Genomic DNA, 20,528 nt, shown 5'->3' on the forward strand with positions numbered 1-20,528 from the left:
GAATCACGACGTGCATTAGGAAAAATTCACTAGCGTCACCCATTAAAATATTCACAAGGATGATTTATGAAGCAGCAAATGCAAATGATCGGGCAAGCGATGCTGGTCCCGATATCCATTATAACCATTGGTTCAATGTTTATGGGATTCGGCAGCGCGTTTACAAATAAAGAAACGCTGGAGACGTTACATCTTGGCGTGCTATTTGATAAAGAGTCGCTGTTCTTTATTACGTTCAGCGTAATGAAAGCAACGGGCGATGTGGTATTCAGAAACCTTCCGCTGTTCTTCTCCATCGGCGTGGCTTTCGGCCTGGCCAAAAAAGAGAAAGGCTGGGCGGCATTCTCCGGCGCCGTGTGCTTTATGTCGATGCATTTCATCCTCAGCACGCTACTGACGCTGCACGGGCTGAACGAACAAACCACTACGGCAAACTGGTTTATCAACCAGCGCCACCTTGACCCCGTTGCTGCGGTACAGGAAGCCTCCATCTATACCACCGAGTTAGGGATGTTCACCTATCGGATGAGCGTTTTCGGCGGCATGGCAGTCGGTCTCGCGACCTCCTGGCTGCACAACCGTCTGTATAACGTTAAGCTGCCGATGGTGCTGTCATTTTTCGCCGGCACTCGTACCGTGCCTATTGTGACGCTGGTCGTCGGCGCGCTGATGGGCTCTACGCTTTATCTTATCTGGCCCCCCATAGGCTGGATGCTGGCGCAGTTCAGTAAGCTTATCGGCGATTCCGGATTATTTGGCACCTTTATCTGGGCGGTCGCCGACAAATCGCTGCTGCCGGTTGGTCTGCATCACCTGATCACGACGCCCATTCGTTTGACCGAACTCGGCGGTTCGATGGAAGTGTGCGGCAAGCTGGTCAGCGGAACCACCAACATTTATATGGCGCAATTGGGGTGCAACGAAACCCAGGAGCTGCTGGTCCGCGGTTTCCAGTCGGGGCGCGTCGTGACCCACTTCGGCGCGCTGCCCGGCGCGGCGCTGGCAATGTATCACTGCTCTCGTTCCCAGCATAAAAAGGTCGTCGCCGGTCTCTTGCTGCCCGTGGTGGCAACCATGATCCTTTTTGGCGTAACTGAGCCCATCGAATATACCTTTCTGTTCGTCGCCCCCTGGCTTTTTTATCTGGTTCACGTGCCGCTCACCGGTTTACTCTTTGTTTTAACCGAAATGGCTAACGTTTCTATTTATGGCGGCTGCCTGAAAGATATTCTCCCTGTATTACTCCAGCCGGGGAAATTAAATCTATGGGGATACCTATGGTTAATCCCGCTGTTTTTTATCATCTATTACGTTTTATTCCGCTATTTAATCATCCGCTTTAACGTGATGACGCCAGGCCGAGAGGAGGAAGACGCTGGAGAAGATGACGTTAAGCTTTTCAGTAAGCAAGATTTTAAAAATAAAACCACCCCGGTCTCAGAACAACCACAGGCCGATGCATTTGCGATGCAAATTATTGCGGCCTTCGGCGGCAAGGAAAATATCGCGCAGTTTGATAACTGTATTTCCCGCCTGCGCGTTGAAGTGCGCGATCCCGCTCGCGTCGCAGGCGATGACGTATGGAAGAAGACTCTGCGCGCAAAAGGCGTGGTGCGCGTCGGTGAAAAAGGCTGGCAAATCATCTACGGCGCCGAAGTGGTGATGATTGCTGGCGACTGCAAAGAATGGCTTGAGGAGGCGTAATGGATAACATGACCACGGAGCGCATCGAATACCTGGCTCATCCTTACGAACAAAAACGACTCCTGACGCTGCCGTTCGAACTGACGCCTGATGTTGAACGCCTGGAAATCAGCTACCGCTTTGCCGATGGCAACGCGGTGGATTTGGGCCTGAAAGTAGGTGAAGAACTCCTCGGCTGGAGCGGCGGCGCGCGTCGGCAGATCGTCGTCAGCGAAACCTTCGCCACGCCCGGCTATCGGCGTGGCGCACTGCCTCACGGGAGAGGATACGTACTGCTGGGGCTGCATAAAATCACCACCGTATGCCATATTCACGTCGAGATCGTTCGCTATCACAAAACAGAGCGCTGGCTGCGCGGAGACACCCACCTGCACTCCGAGCACAGTGACGGCAAGCTGAGCATCAGCGAATTGATTGCCAGAGCCCGCACGCACAACCACGATTTCCTCTGTTTTACCGATCACAACACCGTGACGCAAAACCGGGAAATCGACGGTATCAACACAGCGCTGAGCCTGATTCCCGGGATGGAGTTGACCACCCAACTCGGGCACGTCAATTTTGTAGGCGTCGCCGAGCCGGTATTCAGCTTTCTGCCCTGCGCGACGGAAGTGGACATCACGCTGAAGATAGCGGAGGCGCGCAGCAACGGTGCCTGGATCGGTATTAATCATCCCTTCTGTCAGCACTGTCCGTGGCTGCTGCCGTTTATCAACTACGACTGGCTGGAGTTATGGAACGGCCCGTGGGAGGCCACGACCCACAACGAAGCCACCTTTCAGTACTGGCTCCAGAAGCTGCGCGAGGGGCAAAACATTGCGGTCACCTCCGGCAGCGACTTTCACAAAGAAAAGCAATTTACGCTCCCCACGCTCAACGTCCGCAGCCGTAGCCACGAACGCGACGATATTCTACGGGCGATAGCCAACGGCCAAAGCTACATGCAGAGCCACGATGATATCCAATTGCGCCAGTTTACCGCCGGAGAGGCCGGGCCGGGCGAAACCAGCACCAGCTTGACGCTGCATCTCGATCTCAATGTCCCCACTCATCACCAAGTTCTGCTCTATACCCAGCATCAGGTTTATGAATTGCCGCACCGCGGCGGCGTGGTGAAACAAGACATACGCTGGGCCAACAGCCGTTTTGCCTTCCTGCGGGTAAACGATGGCCACAGCGCCCAGTTGATTACCAACCCCATTTTCAGGGAGTGAACATGCAGCGGGTTCATATCATCTACAAAACGCATCTCGACATTGGCTTCACCGATTATGCCCAGTCGATTGAAGATAAATATTTGACGGAGTTTATTCCCGCCGTGGTGAATCTCGCACGGGAGGTTAATACCGGAGGAGAGAAAAACTTTATCTGGACCTGCGGCGCCTGGCTTATCCACCGCTATTTCCAGCGCGCAGAGCCCGAAGATAAGGCCCGACTGTGCAATGCCATCGAGGCCGGGGACATCGTCTGGCATGGTCTGCCGTTTACCGTCCATAGCGAGCTACTGACGCCAACGTTGATGCGCCACGCCCTCTCTTATCGCCAGGCGCTGGACGAGCGCTTCCATCGCCAGACGATTGCCGCAAAGATGACAGACGTACCGGGCCATACTCAGGCCATCGTACCGTGGCTGGCCGATGCCGGGATGCGTTACCTGCATCTGGGCGTCAATGCCGCCTCCTGCCCGCCGGATGTTCCGCCGCTGTTTATCTGGAAATATGGTCAGCGCGATATCATCGTCAACTACTCTTTCGGCGGCTACGGCAACGAAACCTGGTGTGAAGCGCTGGACGAACTGCTGGTGTTCTGTCATGCCGAAGATAACTGTTCGCCGCCTACGGCCAGTGAAGTCATGCAGTTGATCGCACGCTACCGGCAGCGCTATCCCGAGGCACTGGTCAGCGCCTCGACGCTGGACGCCTTCGCCGCGCGTGTTGAAACCATCCGCCATACGCTGCCGGTCGTCGATGCCGAAATTGGCGACACGTGGAATCACGGTCTGGCAACCGACCCAGGAAAAGTCAGCCGCTATCGTCGGTTAAACCGCCGTCTACAGCAGGAAATAGCCTGCCCGCCCGAGGCGCTTGACGCGCTGCTGATGGTGCCGGAGCATACCTGGGGGATGGATCTTAAGCTGCATCTCCCTGACTACTGCCATTATCTGCCGGAGGCGTTCAGCGCCGCGCGAGAGGAGGAGAGCGTTAACGCCCCCGTGCCAGAAAAATATCATGCGCTTGGGCAATTTATTACACACTCGCCCCACAAGGGCACCCGCAGCTATCATCACTTCAGCCAATCATGGGCAGAACAGCGACGCTATATTGATAGCGCCTGCGCCCATCTGTCGGCGCCGCTCTGTGAGATGACCGGCGCGGGTCCCGTCACCGTTAAGGGGATGGCGACCGGACTACGTCAGTTCTCCTTTGGCGACTATGATTTTGCCCTCGCCAACGACGGCAGCCTGTCGACGCTCAACATCGACGGCAAGCCGATGCTGGATGCGCCTTTTGCCCGTCTGATCTATCGGCAGGTCGGGCCACAGGAATATGACCATTTTCGCGACCGCTATCTGCAGAACCTGGATGTCACCGCGCCGTGGGCGCTCTCAGATTTTACCAAACCCGGCCTGGAACTCACCCCACGCCCCGTGAGTACGCAGCAGGTGGGTTTCTCGCTTAAACAGGTCCGCTTTCGCGGCGAGCTGGACGCCTGGTATGTACAGGCCATTATCCAACCCAACAAGGCCGCGGGTATTGAATTAAAGCTGCCCGATGAAATCATCCTGGAGTACGGTTTTAGCAAGATACGCCACGCGATCTCGCTACGCCTGAGCATTCTCGGCAAACAGGCCAACCGGCTGCCAGAAGAAATCTGGCTCCAGTTGGGGTTGATCAACATCGGCCAGAGCACGTGCCAGAAACTCGGCTATCCCATCGACTGGTTTAACGTGGTCAGAAATGGTAACGCCAACCTGCACGCAGTAGAGCTTGCGCATACAGAACAGTGGACGCTGGAGCCGCTGGATGCGCCGCTGCTGGCGCTCTACCAGCCGCGAATTCTCTGCTTTGGCGAACCGTCTCCCCCGCGAGTCAGCCTCTATAGCCAACTCTATAACAACATCTGGGGCACCAACTTCCCGATGTGGTACGCAGAGGATATTCACGCAGAGTATCGCATCTATTTTAAAGAGAGAGGGAAGCCGCAATGAGCGACACCCGAACGATTCACGCCGTATCGCACACCCATTGGGATCGCGAATGGTATTTCTCCACGCTCGATACGCAGCTTTTTGCGCTGAAAGCCTTTAGCGAACTGATTATCGCACTGGAGAACAATCCCCGCTTTGTCTTTCATCTTGACGGTCAGAGCTCGATTTTTGACGATTTTATCCGTCTTAAACCGAACATGGCCGAACGGGCGCGCCGGCTCGTGCGGGATAAACGGTTGCTTATCGGCCCGTGGTACACCCAGCCGGACCTGTTTAACATCGCCACGGAATCACTGTTCCGTAACCTGCGCATCGGCATCCATCACGCGCAGCTGGCGGGCTACTGCATGTCGGTGCTCTATCTACCAGACACCTTTGGCAGCCACGCGCAGCTACCGCAGATTGCCCGTGCGTTTGGGCTACGGCACATACTGTTGCGCCGTGGCTACGATCCACAGATTATGGGGCCGACAGAGCTGTGCTGGGAGGCGTTGAACGGCGATAGCGCCATCACCGTGATTACGCCCTTTGGCTACTCGCTCGCCCATCCCGAGCGCGGCGGCCGCTGGCGCAACTTCCGGCCCGCGCATTTTGATGAAGAGACGTTCCCTCTCATTGCTCGCATGAAGGCGCTCTCGCCCGCATCGGACCTTCTCTGCCCTATCGGCGGCGATCAGGTTAGCTGCGATGCCGATTTCGACCGGCTGATCGCCGCGGTCAACGCCCTCAGCGACGATCGCTGGGAAATCAGCAGCTATGAACGCTACTTCGCCACGCTGGCCGATAAACCGCTGCCGCGCTGGCGCGGTGAGTTTCGCATTCCTCGTCTTGCTCGTGTGCACAAGAGCATTGGTTCTTCGCGCTACGATATCAAGAAAGCCAATAACGATGCGGAACTGTGTCTGACCCGGCTAGCGGAACCGATGCTGGCTCTGGCGCGACGCAACGGTTTTGAGGAAGGCGAAGAGATGCTGGAACAGGCGTGGCGCTGGCTGCTGGAATCACACGCTCATGACAGCATGGGCGGCTGCAACAGTGACGAAACCAACCGCGACGTGCTCCACCGCTGTCGCCAGGCACAACAAATCGGCGAGGCAATATTCAGTCTGCACGCCCGTCAGTTGCTGGCTAACCTTGCCGCGAAAACACCCTATCGATTTCTGGTGGTCAACGGCACCAGCAGCCCGAATGTGGACGTTCGCCGCCAGATGCTGATCACCCCAGCGGCCCATTTTGCGCTGATGGGCGAAAACGGTGAACCGCTCCGCGTGGTCGTACACCAGCAGCGACAAGTGCAGCTACCGCGTCACGTGCTGCTGACGCCGGACGGTGAAGTGGAGACGGAACAACAGTGCTGGTATTACGAAAACGTCGTCGATCTGCTCAACGTACCGGTGCCGCCGCTGGGTTTTGCGCTCTTTTACGTCACTCCCGGTCAGCAGCCGATAACGTTTCCTGCCGTCAGTCAGGAAATACAGACGATCGAAAACGCGTACTATCGCCTGAGTCTGCAGGACAATCAGCTGCACTGGCAGGAGAAAGCCAGCGGCCGCACGCTGTCGCCACTGCTACAGTTACGCGATATCAGCGACGACGGCGATCTCTACGACTTTTCGCCCTTGCCCGGCGATCGCGGCCTGACCTTCTCGCACTTCACCCTGGATAACGCTCAGCAGCATCCGTGGCAACAAAGCCTGCACCTGCATGCCGCGCTACTACTGCCGGAAGGCATTAACGACGATCGTCTGGCGCGCAGTGAACGTCAGCGCGTTGTAAACGTCAAGCTCACGCTGACCCTTGAAGACGATATGCTGCTTGGCGACCTGACGATTGAAAATACCGCGCGCGATCACCGTATGCAGTTGTTGTTCAACACCGGGAAGACCATCGATGCGGTGTGCGCCGACGTGCCATTTGGAACCCTGACGCGCGCTAATCAATACATTGCCGATAGCGCGGGCTATGCGGAAAAGCCGGTTGATACGGAGCCTTTTATGCACCGGCTCAGCCCTCACGCCGACTTTCACGTTTTCGCCCGTGGTATGAAAGAGTATGCCTATCAAGGGCAGCAGCTTCGCCTGACGCTGTTTCGCAGCGTCGGCCAGCTTGGCAAAGACGATCTGCTGTACCGTCCTGGACGCGCTTCCGGCCAGCGTCAGGCCACACCGGAAGGCAATCTGTCCGGCGAACTGAGTTTTCACTTTGCTCTGTGTGCTGGCGAATATTCTCCGGCGCAGTTAGCCATCCGTGAACAGCGCTACAGCGCACCGGTACGGCTATGGCAATGGCAGAACGATCGGTCGGGTCTTCAGCGCCTGGACAATTTTGATATGTTTATTGCAGAACGGAAAATCAACCATCGCCAGTTGTTGAGCCAACTGCCGCAAGGCTGGGTCGTCAGCGGCGTTGACGTGCTATACGGCAAAACGCTGGTGCGGCTGTATAACCCCTCCCCCAACGCGCTTGAGGTACCGGAAGCCTGGCGCGACTACACCTGCAACGCGCTGGGGGAAAAGATGGAAAAAACCGTCCTTCGGGGCCATGACCACCTGACGCTCAATCTCAGCATCCCCGCCGCAAGTTAACGCCACGCCATAAAAAAAGGCCGCATTCGCGGCCTTTTGACTTCACAATAACGGATTACAGCAGGCCTTTCGCCTTCGCAACCACGTTTTCTACGGTAAAGCCGAACTCTTTGAACAGCAGATCCGCTGGCGCAGACTCACCGAAGGTGGTCATGCCAACGATCGCGCCGTTCAGGCCCACGTATTTGAACCAGTAGTCAGCAATGCCCGCTTCAATAGCGACGCGCGCAGAGACGGCTTTCGGCAGCACGGATTCACGGTAAGCCGCATCCTGCTTGTCGAATGCATCGGTAGACGGCATGGAAACCACGCGCGCCTTCACGCCTTCAGCGGTCAGTTTCTCGTAAGCGGCAACCGCCAGCTCAACTTCAGAACCGGTCGCAATCAGGATGACCTGCGGCTGGCCGTCGCTGTCTTTCAGCACGTAACCACCACGAGCAACGTTCGCCAACTGCGCTTCGGTACGTTCCTGCTGTGCCAGGTTCTGACGGGAGAGGATCAGCGCGGTCGGGCCGTCCTGACGCTCTACGCCGTATTTCCACGCAATCGCGGATTCAACCTGGTCACACGGACGCCAGGTGCTCATGTTCGGCGTCACACGCAGGGAGGCAATCTGCTCTACCGGCTGGTGAGTCGGGCCATCTTCGCCCAGACCGATGGAGTCGTGGGTGTAGACCATCACCTGACGCTGTTTCATCAGCGCAGCCATACGCACCGCGTTACGGGCATATTCAACGAACATCAGGAAGGTAGAGGTGTACGGCAGGAAACCACCGTGCAGCGAGATACCGTTGGCAATCGCGGTCATACCGAATTCACGCACGCCGTAATGGATGTAGTTACCTGCGGTGTCTTCGTTAATCGCTTTAGAGCCAGACCAGATGGTCAGGTTAGACGGCGCCAGGTCAGCGGAACCACCGAGGAATTCCGGCAGCAGAGGACCAAAGGCTTCAATCGCGTTCTGGGAAGCTTTACGGCTGGCGATTTTCGCCGGATTAGCCTGCAGTTTCGCGATGAATTCGTTCGCTTTCGCGTCGAAGTCAGACGGCATATCGCCTTTCATACGACGGGTAAATTCTGCGGCTTCCTGCGGGAAGGCTTTCGCGTAAGCGGCGAACTTGTCGTTCCACGCGGCTTCTTTCGCCTGGCCTGCGGCTTTCGCATCCCACTGAGCGTAGATGTCAGCCGGGATTTCAAACGGACCGTAGTTCCAGCCCAGTTGCTTGCGGGTCAGCGCAATTTCGTCTGCGCCCAGCGGTGCACCGTGAGAGTCGTGGGTACCGGCTTTGTTCGGGGAACCGAAACCAATGATGGTTTTGCACATCAGCAGAGACGGCTTGTCGGTGACCGCGCGCGCTTCTTCAACAGCACGTTTAATCGCGTCGGCGTCGTGGCCGTCGATACCGCGGATCACGTGCCAGTTATAGGCTTCGAAACGCTTGGCGGTGTCATCGGTGAACCAGCCCTCAACGTGACCGTCGATGGAGATGCCGTTGTCATCATAGAAAGCAATCAGTTTGCCCAGTTTCAGGGTACCGGCCAGGGAGCACACTTCGTGAGAAATGCCTTCCATCATGCAGCCATCGCCCATGAACGCGTAAGTGAAGTGGTCAACAATGTCGTGACCCGGGCGGTTGAACTGCGCCGCCAGCGTTTTTTCAGCAATCGCCATACCTACGGCGTTCGCAATACCCTGACCCAGCGGACCGGTGGTGGTTTCAACGCCAGCGGTGTAACCCACTTCCGGGTGACCCGGCGTTTTAGAGTGCAGCTGACGGAAGTTTTTCAGTTCTTCCATCGGCAGATCGTAACCGGTGAGGTGCAGCAGGCTGTAGATCAGCATGGAGCCGTGGCCGTTGGACAGCACGAAGCGGTCACGGTCAGCCCAGGACGGATTAGTCGGGTTGTGGTTCAGGAAATCACGCCACAGGACTTCGGCAATGTCAGCCATACCCATCGGGGCACCCGGGTGACCGGAATTGGCTTTCTGTACTGCGTCCATGCTCAGCGCACGAATAGCATTAGCAAGCTCTTTACGTGAGGACATTTTGACTCCAGTTCGGACTGTTGAAGGCTACCCTAACGCCACGAAGCGCGCACGTTACGGGCTATGCCAGAAAAAAGTGTCAACAATGTAACCTATGCGACAAAGCATGTACATGGAGCATCCTTTTGCCTCTTCAGAAATCTCTGGAACAGGGGTTAACAAGTTGTAATCCTCTCGCCCGTAAGCCGCGATATTCTTTATACTTAGCTCAACTCTGGCGGCGCAGTTCCAGGGCATTTTCAGATAAACGACTTTGGAAGCAATCTCATGAAGAAACGGGCGATGGTTCTGGCTTTTGGCGCTACTTTGTTGCTCAGTGGCTGTCAGAATATGGATTCAAATGGCTTATTAAGTTCAGGCACCGGCGCTTTGCAGGCCTTCTCCCTGAGCGATCAGCAGGTACAAGCATTGAGCGATCAGGCCTGTAAGGATATGGACAGCAAGGCTACCATCGCGCCGTCCAACAGCGCCTATACGCAGCGATTGAACAAAATCGCCGCCGCGCTTGGCGACAACATCAACGGCCAGCCGGTTAACTACAAAGTCTACGAGGCGAAGGATGTGAACGCTTTCGCCATGGCCAACGGCTGCATTCGCGTGTATAGCGGCCTGATGGACCTGATGAACGACAACGAAGTGGAAGCGGTTATCGGCCACGAGATGGGCCACGTTGCGCTGGGCCACGTGAAGAAAGGCATGCAGGTAGCCATTGGGACCAACGCCCTGCGCGCAGCGGCAGCCTCCGCGGGCGGTATCGTCGGCAGCCTGTCGCAGTCGCAGCTGGGCGATTTGGGCGAGAAGCTGGTGAACTCGCAGTTCTCCCAACGCCAGGAGTCAGAGGCGGATGACTACTCCTATGACCTGCTGCGAAAACGCGGCATCAATCCAACCGGTCTCGCCACCAGCTTCGAGAAGCTATCGAAACTGGAAGATGGCCGTCAAAGCTCCATGTTTGACGATCACCCGGCGTCCCAGGAACGCGCACAGCATATCCGCGAGCGTTTACAGGCCGACGGAATTAAATAAAGATTCACCGGGGGGCAATATTGCCCCCTTGCGCGAATAAGAAAAAAATATTAAAACCAGTAAACGGCACTAATTGATAATTTAAGCGCACAAACCGTTAAATATACAACACCGACAGCTGCGAAGAATATATATCCGTCAACCGCAAAAGCCGGACAATTACTCTAAAAAAGGAAATAAGATTATATTATTTACCTTTCATCAAGCTCATTATCCGTATTTTCAAATAGTCTATAGCCAATCCACAAACGCACGCATGGCGGGCCTCGCCGCGGGATTTCTGGCGAAACATCTCTTCATACAATGATTGCTTTTGATACTTATTCAGGCGACTATCCAAATTGTAACAACACAATTTGACAGTTTTATAAACAGAGAAGTTCCCTCCGTGAAAAAGAAATTAACGTTAGTTGCCTTAAGTATTATTGCCTCTGCGCCGGCTTTTGCGAGCCAGCAATCTGATAGACAGGGTTTTATTGATGACAGTCATCTGGATCTGTTCCTGCGTAACGCGTATATCAAACGCGACTATCGCGATGGGCTGCATGATAAAAGCGAATGGGGCCAGGGCATTATTGCCACTTTTGAATCCGGCTTTACTCAGGGGCCCATCGGCTTTGGTGTCGACGGTATCGCCCAGTACGGCGTGCGTCTGGACGGCGGCCGCGGAAACAGCGGCGCGGGCGGCATCGACTTCTTCGCGCAGGACAACGACGGTCGTGCAAAGTCCGACCTTGCTAAGTTTGGCGCAACGGCCAAAATGCGCTTTTCTAACACCGTGCTGAGCTACGGCACTCAGCGCCCAACGCTGCCTATTCTGTACGCCGACGACTCCCGTCTGCTGTATGAAACCTACACCGGGACGATGCTGACCTCGAAAGAGATCGCCGGTCTGGAAGTGAACGCCGGTTACTTCACCGACGAACAGCGTAAGAGCGACGACAGCCACAACAGCGGCCTGAAAAGCATCACCTTCGGCGGCGCGAGCTACCAGTTCAACGATCAACTGAGCGGCGCGCTGTATGCCTCTCACGTGGAAGATGTACTGAACAAGCAGTACCTCGGCCTGAACTACGCTCAGCCGCTGGCCGAAAACCAGAAGCTGGTCTTCGACTTCAACGGCTATAACTCCCGTCTGGAGCAGGAATATGCGGACTCGCTGGATACCGGGCGCAGCAACAGCATCTGGAGCCTGGCGACCAGCTATATCTGGGATATTCACACCTTTAAAATCGCCTACCAGCAGAGCAGCGGCAGCACCGGCTATAACTATGGCGGCTACCAGAATCAGGGCGGCGTGGGTGACGGCGGCAATACCATCTGGCTGGCGAACTCCTACTGGTCTGATTTTAACGGTGAAGACGAACGTTCATGGCAGGCGTCTTATGCGCTGGACTTTGGCGGACTGGGCTTACCGGGCCTGAGCTGGGCCACTGCGTACGTTCGCGGCGATAACATCAAGACGGCGGAAACCAACAACGGTAAAGAGCACGAGTGGTTTAACCAGGTGCAATACCAGGTCCAGGACGGCCCGGCAAAAGATCTGAAGTTCAAAGTTCGCTACTCGGTGCTGCGCGTTTCCAGCAACGCCAGTGACTATAACGTCAGCGGTAACGAAGTCCGCGTTTACGTGGAGTACCCGTTCAACGCGTTTTAATCGGTAAGATGACGGTTCCAGGCCTGGCTCGGCCGCGCCGGGAACCGCCAACAAATACTTATTCGCCTTTCTTCGCCGCCTGGATGTAGAGCATTTCCAGCGCCAGGGTCGCCGCGGCCAGCGCGGTGATTTCAGATTGGTCGTACGCCGGAGCCACTTCCACCACGTCCATCCCAACGATGTTCAGATCCTTCAGGCCACGCACCAGCTTAATAGCGCGATCGGAGGTCAGGCCGCCAATGACAGGCGTGCCGGTACCCGGCGCAAACGCTGGATCCAGGCAGTCGATGTCGAAGGTCAGGTAGACCGGCATATCACCGACGATCTGCTTAACCTGAGCAATGATGTCGTCCACGCTGCGGTCGTTCACCTGACCGGCGTCCAGCACGGTGAAACCGTTGTCTTTATCGAACTCGGTACGAATACCAATCTGCACCGAGTGATTCGGATCGATCAGCCCTTCGTTCGGCGCGGTGTAGAACATGGTGCCGTGATCGAACTCGCAGCCGTTGGCATAGGTGTCGGTGTGGGCGTCAAAGTGCACCAGCGCCATCTTACCGAAGTGTTTGGCGTGCGCACGCAGCAGCGGCAGCGTGACAAAGTGGTCGCCGCCGAAGGAGAGCATGCGTTTGCCCGCCGCCAGCAGTTTTTCCGCGTGCGCCTGCAGCTTCTCGCTCATTTCACGCGCGTCGCCGAAAGCATAAACCAGGTCGCCGCAGTCGACGACGTTCAGACGTTCACGCATGTCGAAGTTCCACGGGAAGCGGTTGTGCTCCCAGGCCAGGTTGGTGGAAACCTGACGAATCGCCGCCGGGCCGTGGCGACCACCGGCACGACCAGAGGTCGCCATATCAAACGGTACGCCGGTAATGACCCAGTCTGCGTCGCTGTCGTACGGCATAAAGTTCATCGGCAGACGCAGGAAACCAAACGCGTTGGAAACCAGGGAGTTATCGTATTGATGACCTAAGGTGCTCATGGGCTGTGACCTCTTTTACGTCGATATAAAAAAACCCTTCCGCGTCGTTAGGCCCGACGAGGAAGGGTTTGAATGGGGGTACTGCTTGTATGGGGGCGATTATCGCCGTTAATCTGTACGGGTTCAAGTACGTTCAAAACAATCGGCCCCCTCCTTGCTCCTGATAAGAATTATAGCCGACGTAAACGGGCAATGAGCGGCCCGGCCTCCTCCAGCAGGGTTTCCACCGACGGCGCGCACAGGCACTCCAGCGAAACGGCATGATGATAGCCCGCCTGCTTCAGCGCCCGGTAAATGTCATCAATCGGCAGGTGACCGTAGCCAGGAAAGGCGCGGTTGGAGTCGGCAAAATGGACGTGTTTGAGGCGATGCCCCAGCAACGCAATCGCCGCAGAAAAATCGCGCTCCTCAATGTTGGCGTGGAAGATATCCCACAGCACGCCGACGTTATCGGGCACATCGCTGAGGGTAAGAAATTCCAGCATATCCGCCGCGCTGTGCAGATGGCTGATTTCGTAGCGGTTGAGCGCTTCCAGCACTAGCGTTACGCCGCAGCGCTGAGCCAGCTCCACGCAGGGGCGCATCGCTTCCGCCAGTTCATGCATATACGCTGTTTTACTCATCTCTCTGTCCGGCGCGCGCAACGACCCAATAGTGACGTGACTTCCCAGTAGCGCAGCGACTTCAATATGTTCAGCCAACCGTGCGCGGGTGCGCGCTACCACTGCGTTATCGCCAGACAGCAGCGACAGGCCATCTCGCCTGCGGGCCTGCCCGGTAGCGATCGTCGTACAGCCTAATCCATAGCTGTCCAGCCGCCGTTTCAGCCTGGCGACATCTATCCCCTGATAATCATTGATACAGAGCTCGGCCGCATCAAAACCGCTTTGCGCCAACCACGCCAGCCCCTGTTCAAGCTCTTCTGGCAGAAACGGCGAAAAAAGCGTGTCATAACGGCACGTTAACGTTGCGCTAAACTTGATCATTCGCTCACCTTTTGTGGGCCAGCGCCTCAACGCTGGCCCAGACTGTTATCGCATGGCTTTGGTTAAAATACGGCTGGCGCCACGGGAGAAGTGCTCCGCCGCCTCCTGAACGGTGAATTTGCCGTGGTCGATGTTCTCAATCGTGTTGCGCCACAGCTCCACCAGTTGCGGGTTATCGAAGTACGGCGAGGTCGGAATATCGTGCGGCAGCGCCAGCGAGGAGTTGATACCGGCGACGGTAATGTTGTCCTCCTGAATCAGACCGTCCGCTTTGAGTTGGTCCCAGGCGGCCTTGCTGAGCGGCGTGCCGCGCTCGAGCCCCATCGCTTTCACGCCTTGTGGATCGTTCATCAGGAAGTTAATCAGCTTCGCCGCCTCCTGCGGATGCCTGGTGGTTTTACCGATGCTGAACATCATGGTCGGCTTAAAGAACAAGCCGGCGTCTTTCGCCCCCGGCAGCATAAAGAACGGCCCCAGCTCCAGCTTGTTGTACGGCGCGGTAAGGTTGTTTTCGTACATCACCGCGTTGGTGTTCCACATATACACCCCGCCCCACTTGCCCTGAATCCAAGGCTTCATCTCCCAGGTATTGCTCTTGCCGTAGGAGGCCAGCACGCGCATTGACGGGAAAACGTGGTTATCCACCAGATCTTTGTAGATCTGGAAGAAGTCCTGCCACTGCTGCGGCGTGTAGGTAAATTTGCCTTTGCTCTCGTCGATAGCCGGAATGTTGTATTTCTGCACCATCCACGACTGCACCAGCGTCAGCGACTCCATATAGTCGAGCACCAGCGGATATTTCTCTTCATCCTTCGCTTTAAAGGCGCGCCCTGCCGCCATCAGCTCGTCCCAGCTTTGCGGATAGCTGACGCCCATCTCCTGCCACAGTTTGCTGTTGTAGTAGAAGCTGCGCGCGGTCACCGCCACCGGCAGCCCGTTCAGTTTGCCGTTGACGGTGGTGGTGCTCAACGACTGCGGATCGTACTGCTGAAGATCGAGCGCCGCCTTTTGCTGATAGAGATCGTAAAAGCCCTTACCGTCGCGCGAAAACAGCGGCAGCCAGTTCCAGTTAGTCTGAATCACATCCGGCTCGTTGCCGCCCGCAATCTGTACCGTCAAACGGGAGAGATAGCCCTCCCAACCGGCGTATTCCGCTTTCACTTTGATATCCGGATATTTCTCCTCAAACAGCTTGATGGCATTGAGCGTCGCCTGATGGCGGCTGTTGCCGCCCCACCAGGAGATGCGAATTTCGGTCGCCTGCGCGGCGGACAGACAGGAACACGCAAGCATCAATGACGCCGCCACCGGGGCGATAAGCTTATGCATCGGGAACTCCTTGTTTAAGCGTGAATTTGCTGTAAAACGTCGTCGGGTATTTCGGCGAGATACAGCGCCGGTTTCCCGTCTTTGTCGCTACTGAACAGCACGGCTTTTTCATCAGGGGTAAAGGACGGGTGTGGATGGGTGACCTGACGGTCGCCGTCGAGCACCTGCCATGACGAGCTGTGGCAGGCGATTTTGTGCGCCTTCTTATGACGCAGATCGAACAGCCACAGCCACGGATCGCGGGTATCGCCATAGCCCGCGTTATCGGCGATATCAATAGGGATACCGGAGCCATCGCCCACCGCCAGCGAACCGTCGTCGTTGCTCATCACGTGCGAGCACGGCGGCATTGCCATCAGGCGTTCATCCTGGCCGGTTTCGCCGTCGATGCGGCACAAATAGCGCACCGGGCTGTTTTTGACATAGGTGACGTACATCAGCGCCGAGCCGTCCGGTACCCAGAACTCATGGGTATAGCTCTCTCCCGGCGCGGGTTCGCGGGCTTTGCGAATATTGCCGCCCTGCTCATCCATCAGCCACATGCGCGCGTCGACGCGATCCAGCGGCCCCTCATGGCAGAACGCCACGGTGTTGTCATCATAAGGGCGGTAAATCGGGTGACCCAGCCACTGGTTCTCTTCCAGCAGCGTCTCCCGCTCGCCGGTGCGCAGATCGATGCGGATAACCCGGCAGCGCGGCTGCTCGTCGAAGAATTCCTGAAACACCTTCCAGTCACTGATCGGTCGCCAGCTATCGCGATGGATTTCCACCCCCACCAGCTTGTCGCAAGCCGAGTTCGCCACCCAGGTACCGTAGCCCACCCACTCGTCCGGCACGCGATACACCACCGTCTCCTGAAGCGTGGCTAAATCAACGCGCATTAAATTCCGTTCGGCCTTCACATAATAAAGCCCGGTTTCATCTGGCGATAAAAAGCCGCCGAAGGTATTATCGCCGGGCCCTTCGGTTAATTGCGTCGCGAGGCCGCTGGCGATATCCAGTAAATAGTAATTACGATGCCCATCAAATTCTCCGGCAAAAATTAATTTACGACCGCCGTCGATAAAGCACTTTTGATAAAAATAATTTCGATGACAAATAACGTCGACCGGCGTAAAACGGGTCACTTTTGCCCCGGTATCACTATCAATATAATGTTCAAAATCCAGTTGCAGCGTCGAACCTTTAGCCATAATAAATCCTCGAATTTAACGTGATAAGCGCAATCAGGGTGAGCGGGTCGAGCAGGCTCACATTTTAGTGTTTACAGTCGCCGCGGCGTTTGACCTTTCAGCGCGGCGGATTTAGCATCCCTGCTCCCATCGGGCACAGGAGCGTGAACCATGACAGCCACAACGCCTTTACTGTTCATGGAGATTAATTCTCCGGATATCTGGCGCTGGTCTTTTGTGGAATACACCGTCGGCCAGGCGCTACGCTATGAATTTCAGGGTATCGTTATTCATCAGCAATCTTTATTAGCCCGATTAGCGCCCCCCTCCAGGTGCTGTAAAGGCAGTGAATTAATTAATCTGACGCTAGCCCAGGAGCATGCCATTATTTATTTACGGCGGGTGGGCGATTATTGCCAGAAGCATCATGTACAGCTTTGGTTACAGGGCGAAGCCACGCCCGATAGCCAGGAATTAAAAGCTAAATTTCCTGAGTTCTTTCTTTCAGAAAATAATCACGACGCATTTATTCAGCATTTTTTCCAGCACACCATTCCACATATTCTCGCCGCGCTTCCGGCAGTGCGGGGCCTACGTCTTTCGTTATCCACCCCGGACATCAGCAATGAACACTGGAAAACGTCGTTAAAAACTCTCTATCAAGGCATTCGTCAGCTTGGCCGCCTGCTGATCCTGCGCGATTATCAGGACAAAACCTGGCCCCGGCAGATGCTGCGTACGGCGCTGGAAACCCTTCCTGACGATGTGCGCGCCTCGATTAAGGCGACCGAACTCGATTACCGTCCGGGCTTTGCCAGCAACCCCAACCTGCTTAATATCCAGAGCAACCGCAAATGGCTCGAGCTGGACCTCTGGGGTCTGGAATACGGCTGGACGCTGCTCCCGTGCTATCTGCTTGAGGAGATTCAGCAGCGTCTCGCCTGGCTTAACCAGCATAGCGGCGGCGCACCCGAAGCGATCACCGTACGCATCGACTGGGAATGGATGCCCGACCTGACGCTCAACGGCAGCCAGAATGAACTTAACCTGTTCGGCCTTGCCCCACTCATCCACGAGCCGGAGGTCAATCCGCGGCATATCGTTCACCGCTGGTTACAGCAACAGGCGCCCACTGCGCCACAGCACACGCTCAACGCACTCGGCGATATCGTCATCGCCAGCCATGAGTGGAGCTGCAAAACGCCGACGCTATTGGGCCGCGTGCTGCAATGCCACAGCCGCCCGCCAACTGATTTAGAACACACCCTGCACCTGCTGCATCTCGATACCCGCGGCGCAAACTGGACGCAGTCTTTTCAGCCACTGATGCCCAGTGACGATCGCGAACTGGGGGTTCAGCAATGCCAGCTTATCGAGCTGGAAAACCAGCGCAGCCGCTTTCTCGCCGACTATCTCTACAGCCGTTCGCTGAAGCTGCTGCCCGACAGCGGCCTGGCCGAGCCCACCCGGCGCGCTATCGCCGACGGCGCGATTCGCGCCCTCAAATATACCCATATCTACAGCGCCTTTACCCAGGCGCTTAGCCTCAAACTGTGGCTGCGTAAGTACGGTGAACAGGCCGATATCCGTACGCAGCTTGCCGTCGCCTTACGCGACTTCCGGCAGCAAAATAACGAGCTGGAGGCCTGGTTTAGCCAGCATGGGGACGCGCATCCCAGCGCCTTTGCTACCCTGCTCAATCCGCAACGCATCGCCACGTTGATTGCCAGCCTTGATAATGATTAAGCATGAAGTCGACGCGTCGGTAAGTAAATCCGCCAGGCCGGTGCAAATCGTGGCTGAGCCTATTCGCGGGCGTAAAGAGTGAAAACCATCACGGTTGTGGAAAAAATCGAGTGATAGACATCACATTCTGACCGAACGATTTTGTGATCGTTATCGATGAAGGAAGAAACACAGGTGGGAAAACCCGGCGGACAGACGCCGCCGGGCGAGCGAGATTACTCGTCTTCGAGGTAGGTATAACCGTACAGACCGGCTTCAAACTCTTCCAGGAACTGCTGCTGCAGCTCGGGATCCAGATCGGTGTTTTTCACCTGATCGCGGAACTGGGTAAGCAGCTTATTGGGATCCAGTTGAACGTACTGCAACATATCCGCCACGGTATCACCTTCATCGGAAAGCTCAACCTCGACGCTGCCGTCAGGGAAAACGAACACATCAACCGCTTCAGTATCACCGAACAGGTTATGCATGTTGCCGAGGATCTCCTGATACGCGCCGACCATAAAGAAGCCGAGCATCGGCGGATTCTCCGGGTCATATTCCGGCATTGGCATGGTGGTGGCAATACCGTCACCGTCAACGTAATGGTCAATCGCGCCATCAGAGTCACAGGTAATGTCCAGCAGCACCGCACGGCGCTCCGGCGCCTGGTTCAGCCCTTCGAGCGGCAGCACCGGGAACAGTTGGTCGATACCCCACGCATCCGGCATTGACTGGAACAGCGAGAAGTTGACGTAAATTTTATCCGCCATACGTTCCTGCAGCTCGTCGATAATCGGACGGTGCGCGCGGTTGCTTGGGTCGAGCTGTTTCTGCACTTCGTGGCACATGTTCAGATACAGCTGTTCTGCCCACGCGCGCTCCTGAAGACTAAAGGTGCCTGAAGAGTAGCCGACGTGAATATCGTGCAGGTCCATCTGGCTGTCATGCAGCCATTCGCGCAGCGAGCGGCGGTTATCCGGCTCGTGCATCTCCTGCCAGGTTTCCCACATGCTTTGCAGCGCGCGCGGCGCATCGTCAGCCGGCGGCGTCGCTTCGGTATGTTCGCTACGCTCAACGCCGATAATGTTCGACACCAGCACCGTGTGGTGCGCGGTCACCGCACGGCCGGACTCGGTAATCACCGTCGGGTGCGGCAGGCCATGCTCTTCGCAGGCGTCGCCAATCGCCCAAATGATATTGTTGGCGTATTCGTTCAGGCCATAGTTCACGGAGCAGTCGGACTGCGAGCGGGTACCTTCATAGTCCACGCCCAGGCCGCCGCCGACGTCGAAGCACTGAATATTGACGCCCAGCTTGTGCAGTTCAACGTAGAAACGCGCCGATTCGCGCACGCCGGTGGCGATATCGCGAATGTTCGCCATCTGCGAACCGAGGTGGAAGTGCAGCAGTTGAATGCTGTCCAGACGGCCACGTTCGCGCAGGATTTCCACCAGTTGCAGAACCTGGTTGGCCGCCAGACCAAACTTAGATTTTTCACCGCCGGAGGACTGCCATTTACCGGAGCCCTGAGAAGCCAGACGCGCACGCACGCCAAGGCGCGGTACCACGTTCAGACGTTCCGCCTCTTCCAGCACGATAGCGATTTCAGACATCTTCTCGATGACCAGATAGACCTTGTGGCCCATCTTCTCACCCACCAACGCCAGACGAATGTATTCACGGTCTTTATAGCCGTTACAGACGATCACGCTACGAGTCATGCCCGCATGCGCCAGCACCGCCATCAGCTCAGCTTTAGAACCGGCTTCCAGACCCAGCGGTTCGCCGGAGTGGATCAGCGACTCAATGACGCGACGATGCTGGTTAACCTTGATCGGGTAAACCAGGAAGTAGTCGCCGTTGTAACCGTAGGATTCACGCGCGCGTTTGAACGCCGAGTTAATCGAGCGCAGACGATGCTGCAGAATCTGCGGGAAGCAGAACAGCGCAGGCAGACGCTGACCCTGTGCTTCACGGGCTTTAACCAGCTCGGCGAGATCGACACGCGCTTGCGGAACGTCAGGATCCGGGCAGACGCTGATGTGGCCCAGTTCGTTGACGTCGTAGTAGTTATTGCCCCACCAGGCAATGTTGTATGTGCGTAGCA

General features: G+C 56.3%; 13 protein-coding genes. 7 read left to right on the forward strand and 6 right to left on the reverse strand.

The features are described from left to right. The first annotated feature begins 66 nt into the window (after positions 1 to 66). From ACW14G_RS13895 to ACW14G_RS13910, 4 genes are read left to right on the forward strand one after another with little or no spacing between them, the layout of a single operon-like run. Positions 67 to 1,704 carry a PTS transporter subunit EIIC gene (locus ACW14G_RS13895; protein WP_455648641.1) on the forward strand — a complete coding sequence of 546 codons (1,638 nt, stop codon included), beginning with the start codon at positions 67 to 69 and terminating at the stop codon, positions 1,702 to 1,704. Further along, a complete protein-coding gene (locus ACW14G_RS13900) occupies positions 1,704 to 2,918 on the forward strand; it encodes a CehA/McbA family metallohydrolase (RefSeq protein WP_249022765.1) in 1,215 nt (404 codons plus the stop codon). The genes ACW14G_RS13895 and ACW14G_RS13900 overlap by 1 nt, the downstream gene beginning before the upstream one ends. Before the next feature lie 2 nt (positions 2,919 to 2,920). Next, the gene (locus ACW14G_RS13905; RefSeq protein WP_249022764.1) at positions 2,921 to 4,912 is read left to right on the forward strand and encodes a DUF5054 domain-containing protein; all 1,992 of its coding nucleotides are present in this window, start codon (positions 2,921 to 2,923) and stop codon (positions 4,910 to 4,912) included. Then, on the forward strand, positions 4,909 to 7,497 hold the full coding sequence (locus ACW14G_RS13910; RefSeq protein WP_249022763.1) for a glycoside hydrolase family 38 N-terminal domain-containing protein: 2,589 nt from the start codon (positions 4,909 to 4,911) through the stop codon (positions 7,495 to 7,497). Before ACW14G_RS13905 ends, ACW14G_RS13910 begins: the two co-directional genes overlap by 4 nt. Before the next feature lie 55 nt (positions 7,498 to 7,552). On the opposite strand, the gene tkt is transcribed toward ACW14G_RS13910, so the two are convergent. Next, complete coding sequence (gene tkt / locus ACW14G_RS13915; RefSeq protein ID WP_455648642.1) at positions 7,553 to 9,544, reverse strand: transketolase; 1,992 nt, start codon at positions 9,542 to 9,544, stop codon at positions 7,553 to 7,555. Positions 9,545 to 9,811: 267 nt separating this feature from the next. On the opposite strand from tkt, the gene loiP reads away from it, so the two are divergent. Continuing rightward, on the forward strand, positions 9,812 to 10,570 hold the full coding sequence (loiP, locus tag ACW14G_RS13920) for a metalloprotease LoiP (protein WP_163446034.1): 759 nt from the start codon (positions 9,812 to 9,814) through the stop codon (positions 10,568 to 10,570). Between the two features lie 388 nt (positions 10,571 to 10,958). Beyond that, positions 10,959 to 12,227: an OprD family porin gene (locus tag ACW14G_RS13925; protein WP_249022762.1), complete on the forward strand. Its 1,269-nt coding sequence runs from the start codon at positions 10,959 to 10,961 to the stop codon at positions 12,225 to 12,227. 58 nt (positions 12,228 to 12,285) lie between these two features. Here the strand turns inward: ACW14G_RS13925 and speB are convergent, their stop codons facing one another. The 4 genes from speB to ACW14G_RS13945 all read right to left on the reverse strand — a co-directional run bounded on the left by speB (position 12,286) and on the right by ACW14G_RS13945 (position 16,714). Continuing rightward, positions 12,286 to 13,206 (reverse strand): agmatinase, encoded by a 921-nt coding sequence (speB, locus tag ACW14G_RS13930; protein WP_064542680.1) that lies wholly within the window; start codon positions 13,204 to 13,206, stop codon positions 12,286 to 12,288. 170 nt (positions 13,207 to 13,376) lie between these two features. After that, the gene (locus ACW14G_RS13935) at positions 13,377 to 14,192 is read right to left on the reverse strand and encodes a sugar phosphate isomerase/epimerase family protein (RefSeq protein ID WP_249022761.1); all 816 of its coding nucleotides are present in this window, start codon (positions 14,190 to 14,192) and stop codon (positions 13,377 to 13,379) included. A gap of 45 nt (positions 14,193 to 14,237) precedes the next feature. Next, entirely contained in the window at positions 14,238 to 15,521 is a 1,284-nt protein-coding gene (locus ACW14G_RS13940) for an ABC transporter substrate-binding protein (protein WP_249022760.1), read from the reverse strand. 14 nt (positions 15,522 to 15,535) lie between these two features. After that, complete coding sequence (locus ACW14G_RS13945; protein ID WP_249022759.1) at positions 15,536 to 16,714, reverse strand: oligogalacturonate lyase family protein; 1,179 nt, start codon at positions 16,712 to 16,714, stop codon at positions 15,536 to 15,538. A 150-nt stretch (positions 16,715 to 16,864) separates the two neighbouring features. Between ACW14G_RS13945 and ACW14G_RS13950 the strand changes: the two genes are divergently transcribed. Next, on the forward strand, positions 16,865 to 18,439 hold the full coding sequence (locus ACW14G_RS13950) for an RNA-binding protein (RefSeq protein ID WP_249022758.1): 1,575 nt from the start codon (positions 16,865 to 16,867) through the stop codon (positions 18,437 to 18,439). A 215-nt stretch (positions 18,440 to 18,654) separates the two neighbouring features. On the opposite strand, the gene speA is transcribed toward ACW14G_RS13950, so the two are convergent. Continuing rightward, positions 18,655 to 20,528, reverse strand: a 1,874-nt coding sequence (speA, locus tag ACW14G_RS13955; RefSeq protein ID WP_455648643.1) for a biosynthetic arginine decarboxylase, incomplete at its 5' end; no start/stop codon positions are given.

This window comes from Kluyvera sp. (assembly GCF_965301105.1).

What these genes read in the sequence shown, in the direction of transcription:
- ACW14G_RS13895 (WP_455648641.1), top strand. Translation starts at nt 67, where the DNA reads ATGAAGCAGCAAATGCAAATGATCGGGCAAGCGATGCTGGTCCCGATA.
- ACW14G_RS13900 (WP_249022765.1), top strand. Translation starts at nt 1,704, where the DNA reads ATGGATAACATGACCACGGAGCGCATCGAATACCTGGCTCATCCTTAC.
- ACW14G_RS13905 (WP_249022764.1), top strand. Translation starts at nt 2,921, where the DNA reads ATGCAGCGGGTTCATATCATCTACAAAACGCATCTCGACATTGGCTTC.
- ACW14G_RS13910 (WP_249022763.1), top strand. Translation starts at nt 4,909, where the DNA reads ATGAGCGACACCCGAACGATTCACGCCGTATCGCACACCCATTGGGAT.
- tkt (WP_455648642.1), bottom strand. Translation starts at nt 9,544, where the DNA reads ATGTCCTCACGTAAAGAGCTTGCTAATGCTATTCGTGCGCTGAGCATG.
- loiP (WP_163446034.1), top strand. Translation starts at nt 9,812, where the DNA reads ATGAAGAAACGGGCGATGGTTCTGGCTTTTGGCGCTACTTTGTTGCTC.
- speB (WP_064542680.1), bottom strand. Translation starts at nt 13,206, where the DNA reads ATGAGCACCTTAGGTCATCAATACGATAACTCCCTGGTTTCCAACGCG.
- ACW14G_RS13935 (WP_249022761.1), bottom strand. Translation starts at nt 14,192, where the DNA reads ATGATCAAGTTTAGCGCAACGTTAACGTGCCGTTATGACACGCTTTTT.
- ACW14G_RS13940 (WP_249022760.1), bottom strand. Translation starts at nt 15,521, where the DNA reads ATGCATAAGCTTATCGCCCCGGTGGCGGCGTCATTGATGCTTGCGTGT.
- ACW14G_RS13945 (WP_249022759.1), bottom strand. Translation starts at nt 16,714, where the DNA reads ATGGCTAAAGGTTCGACGCTGCAACTGGATTTTGAACATTATATTGAT.
- ACW14G_RS13950 (WP_249022758.1), top strand. Translation starts at nt 16,865, where the DNA reads ATGACAGCCACAACGCCTTTACTGTTCATGGAGATTAATTCTCCGGAT.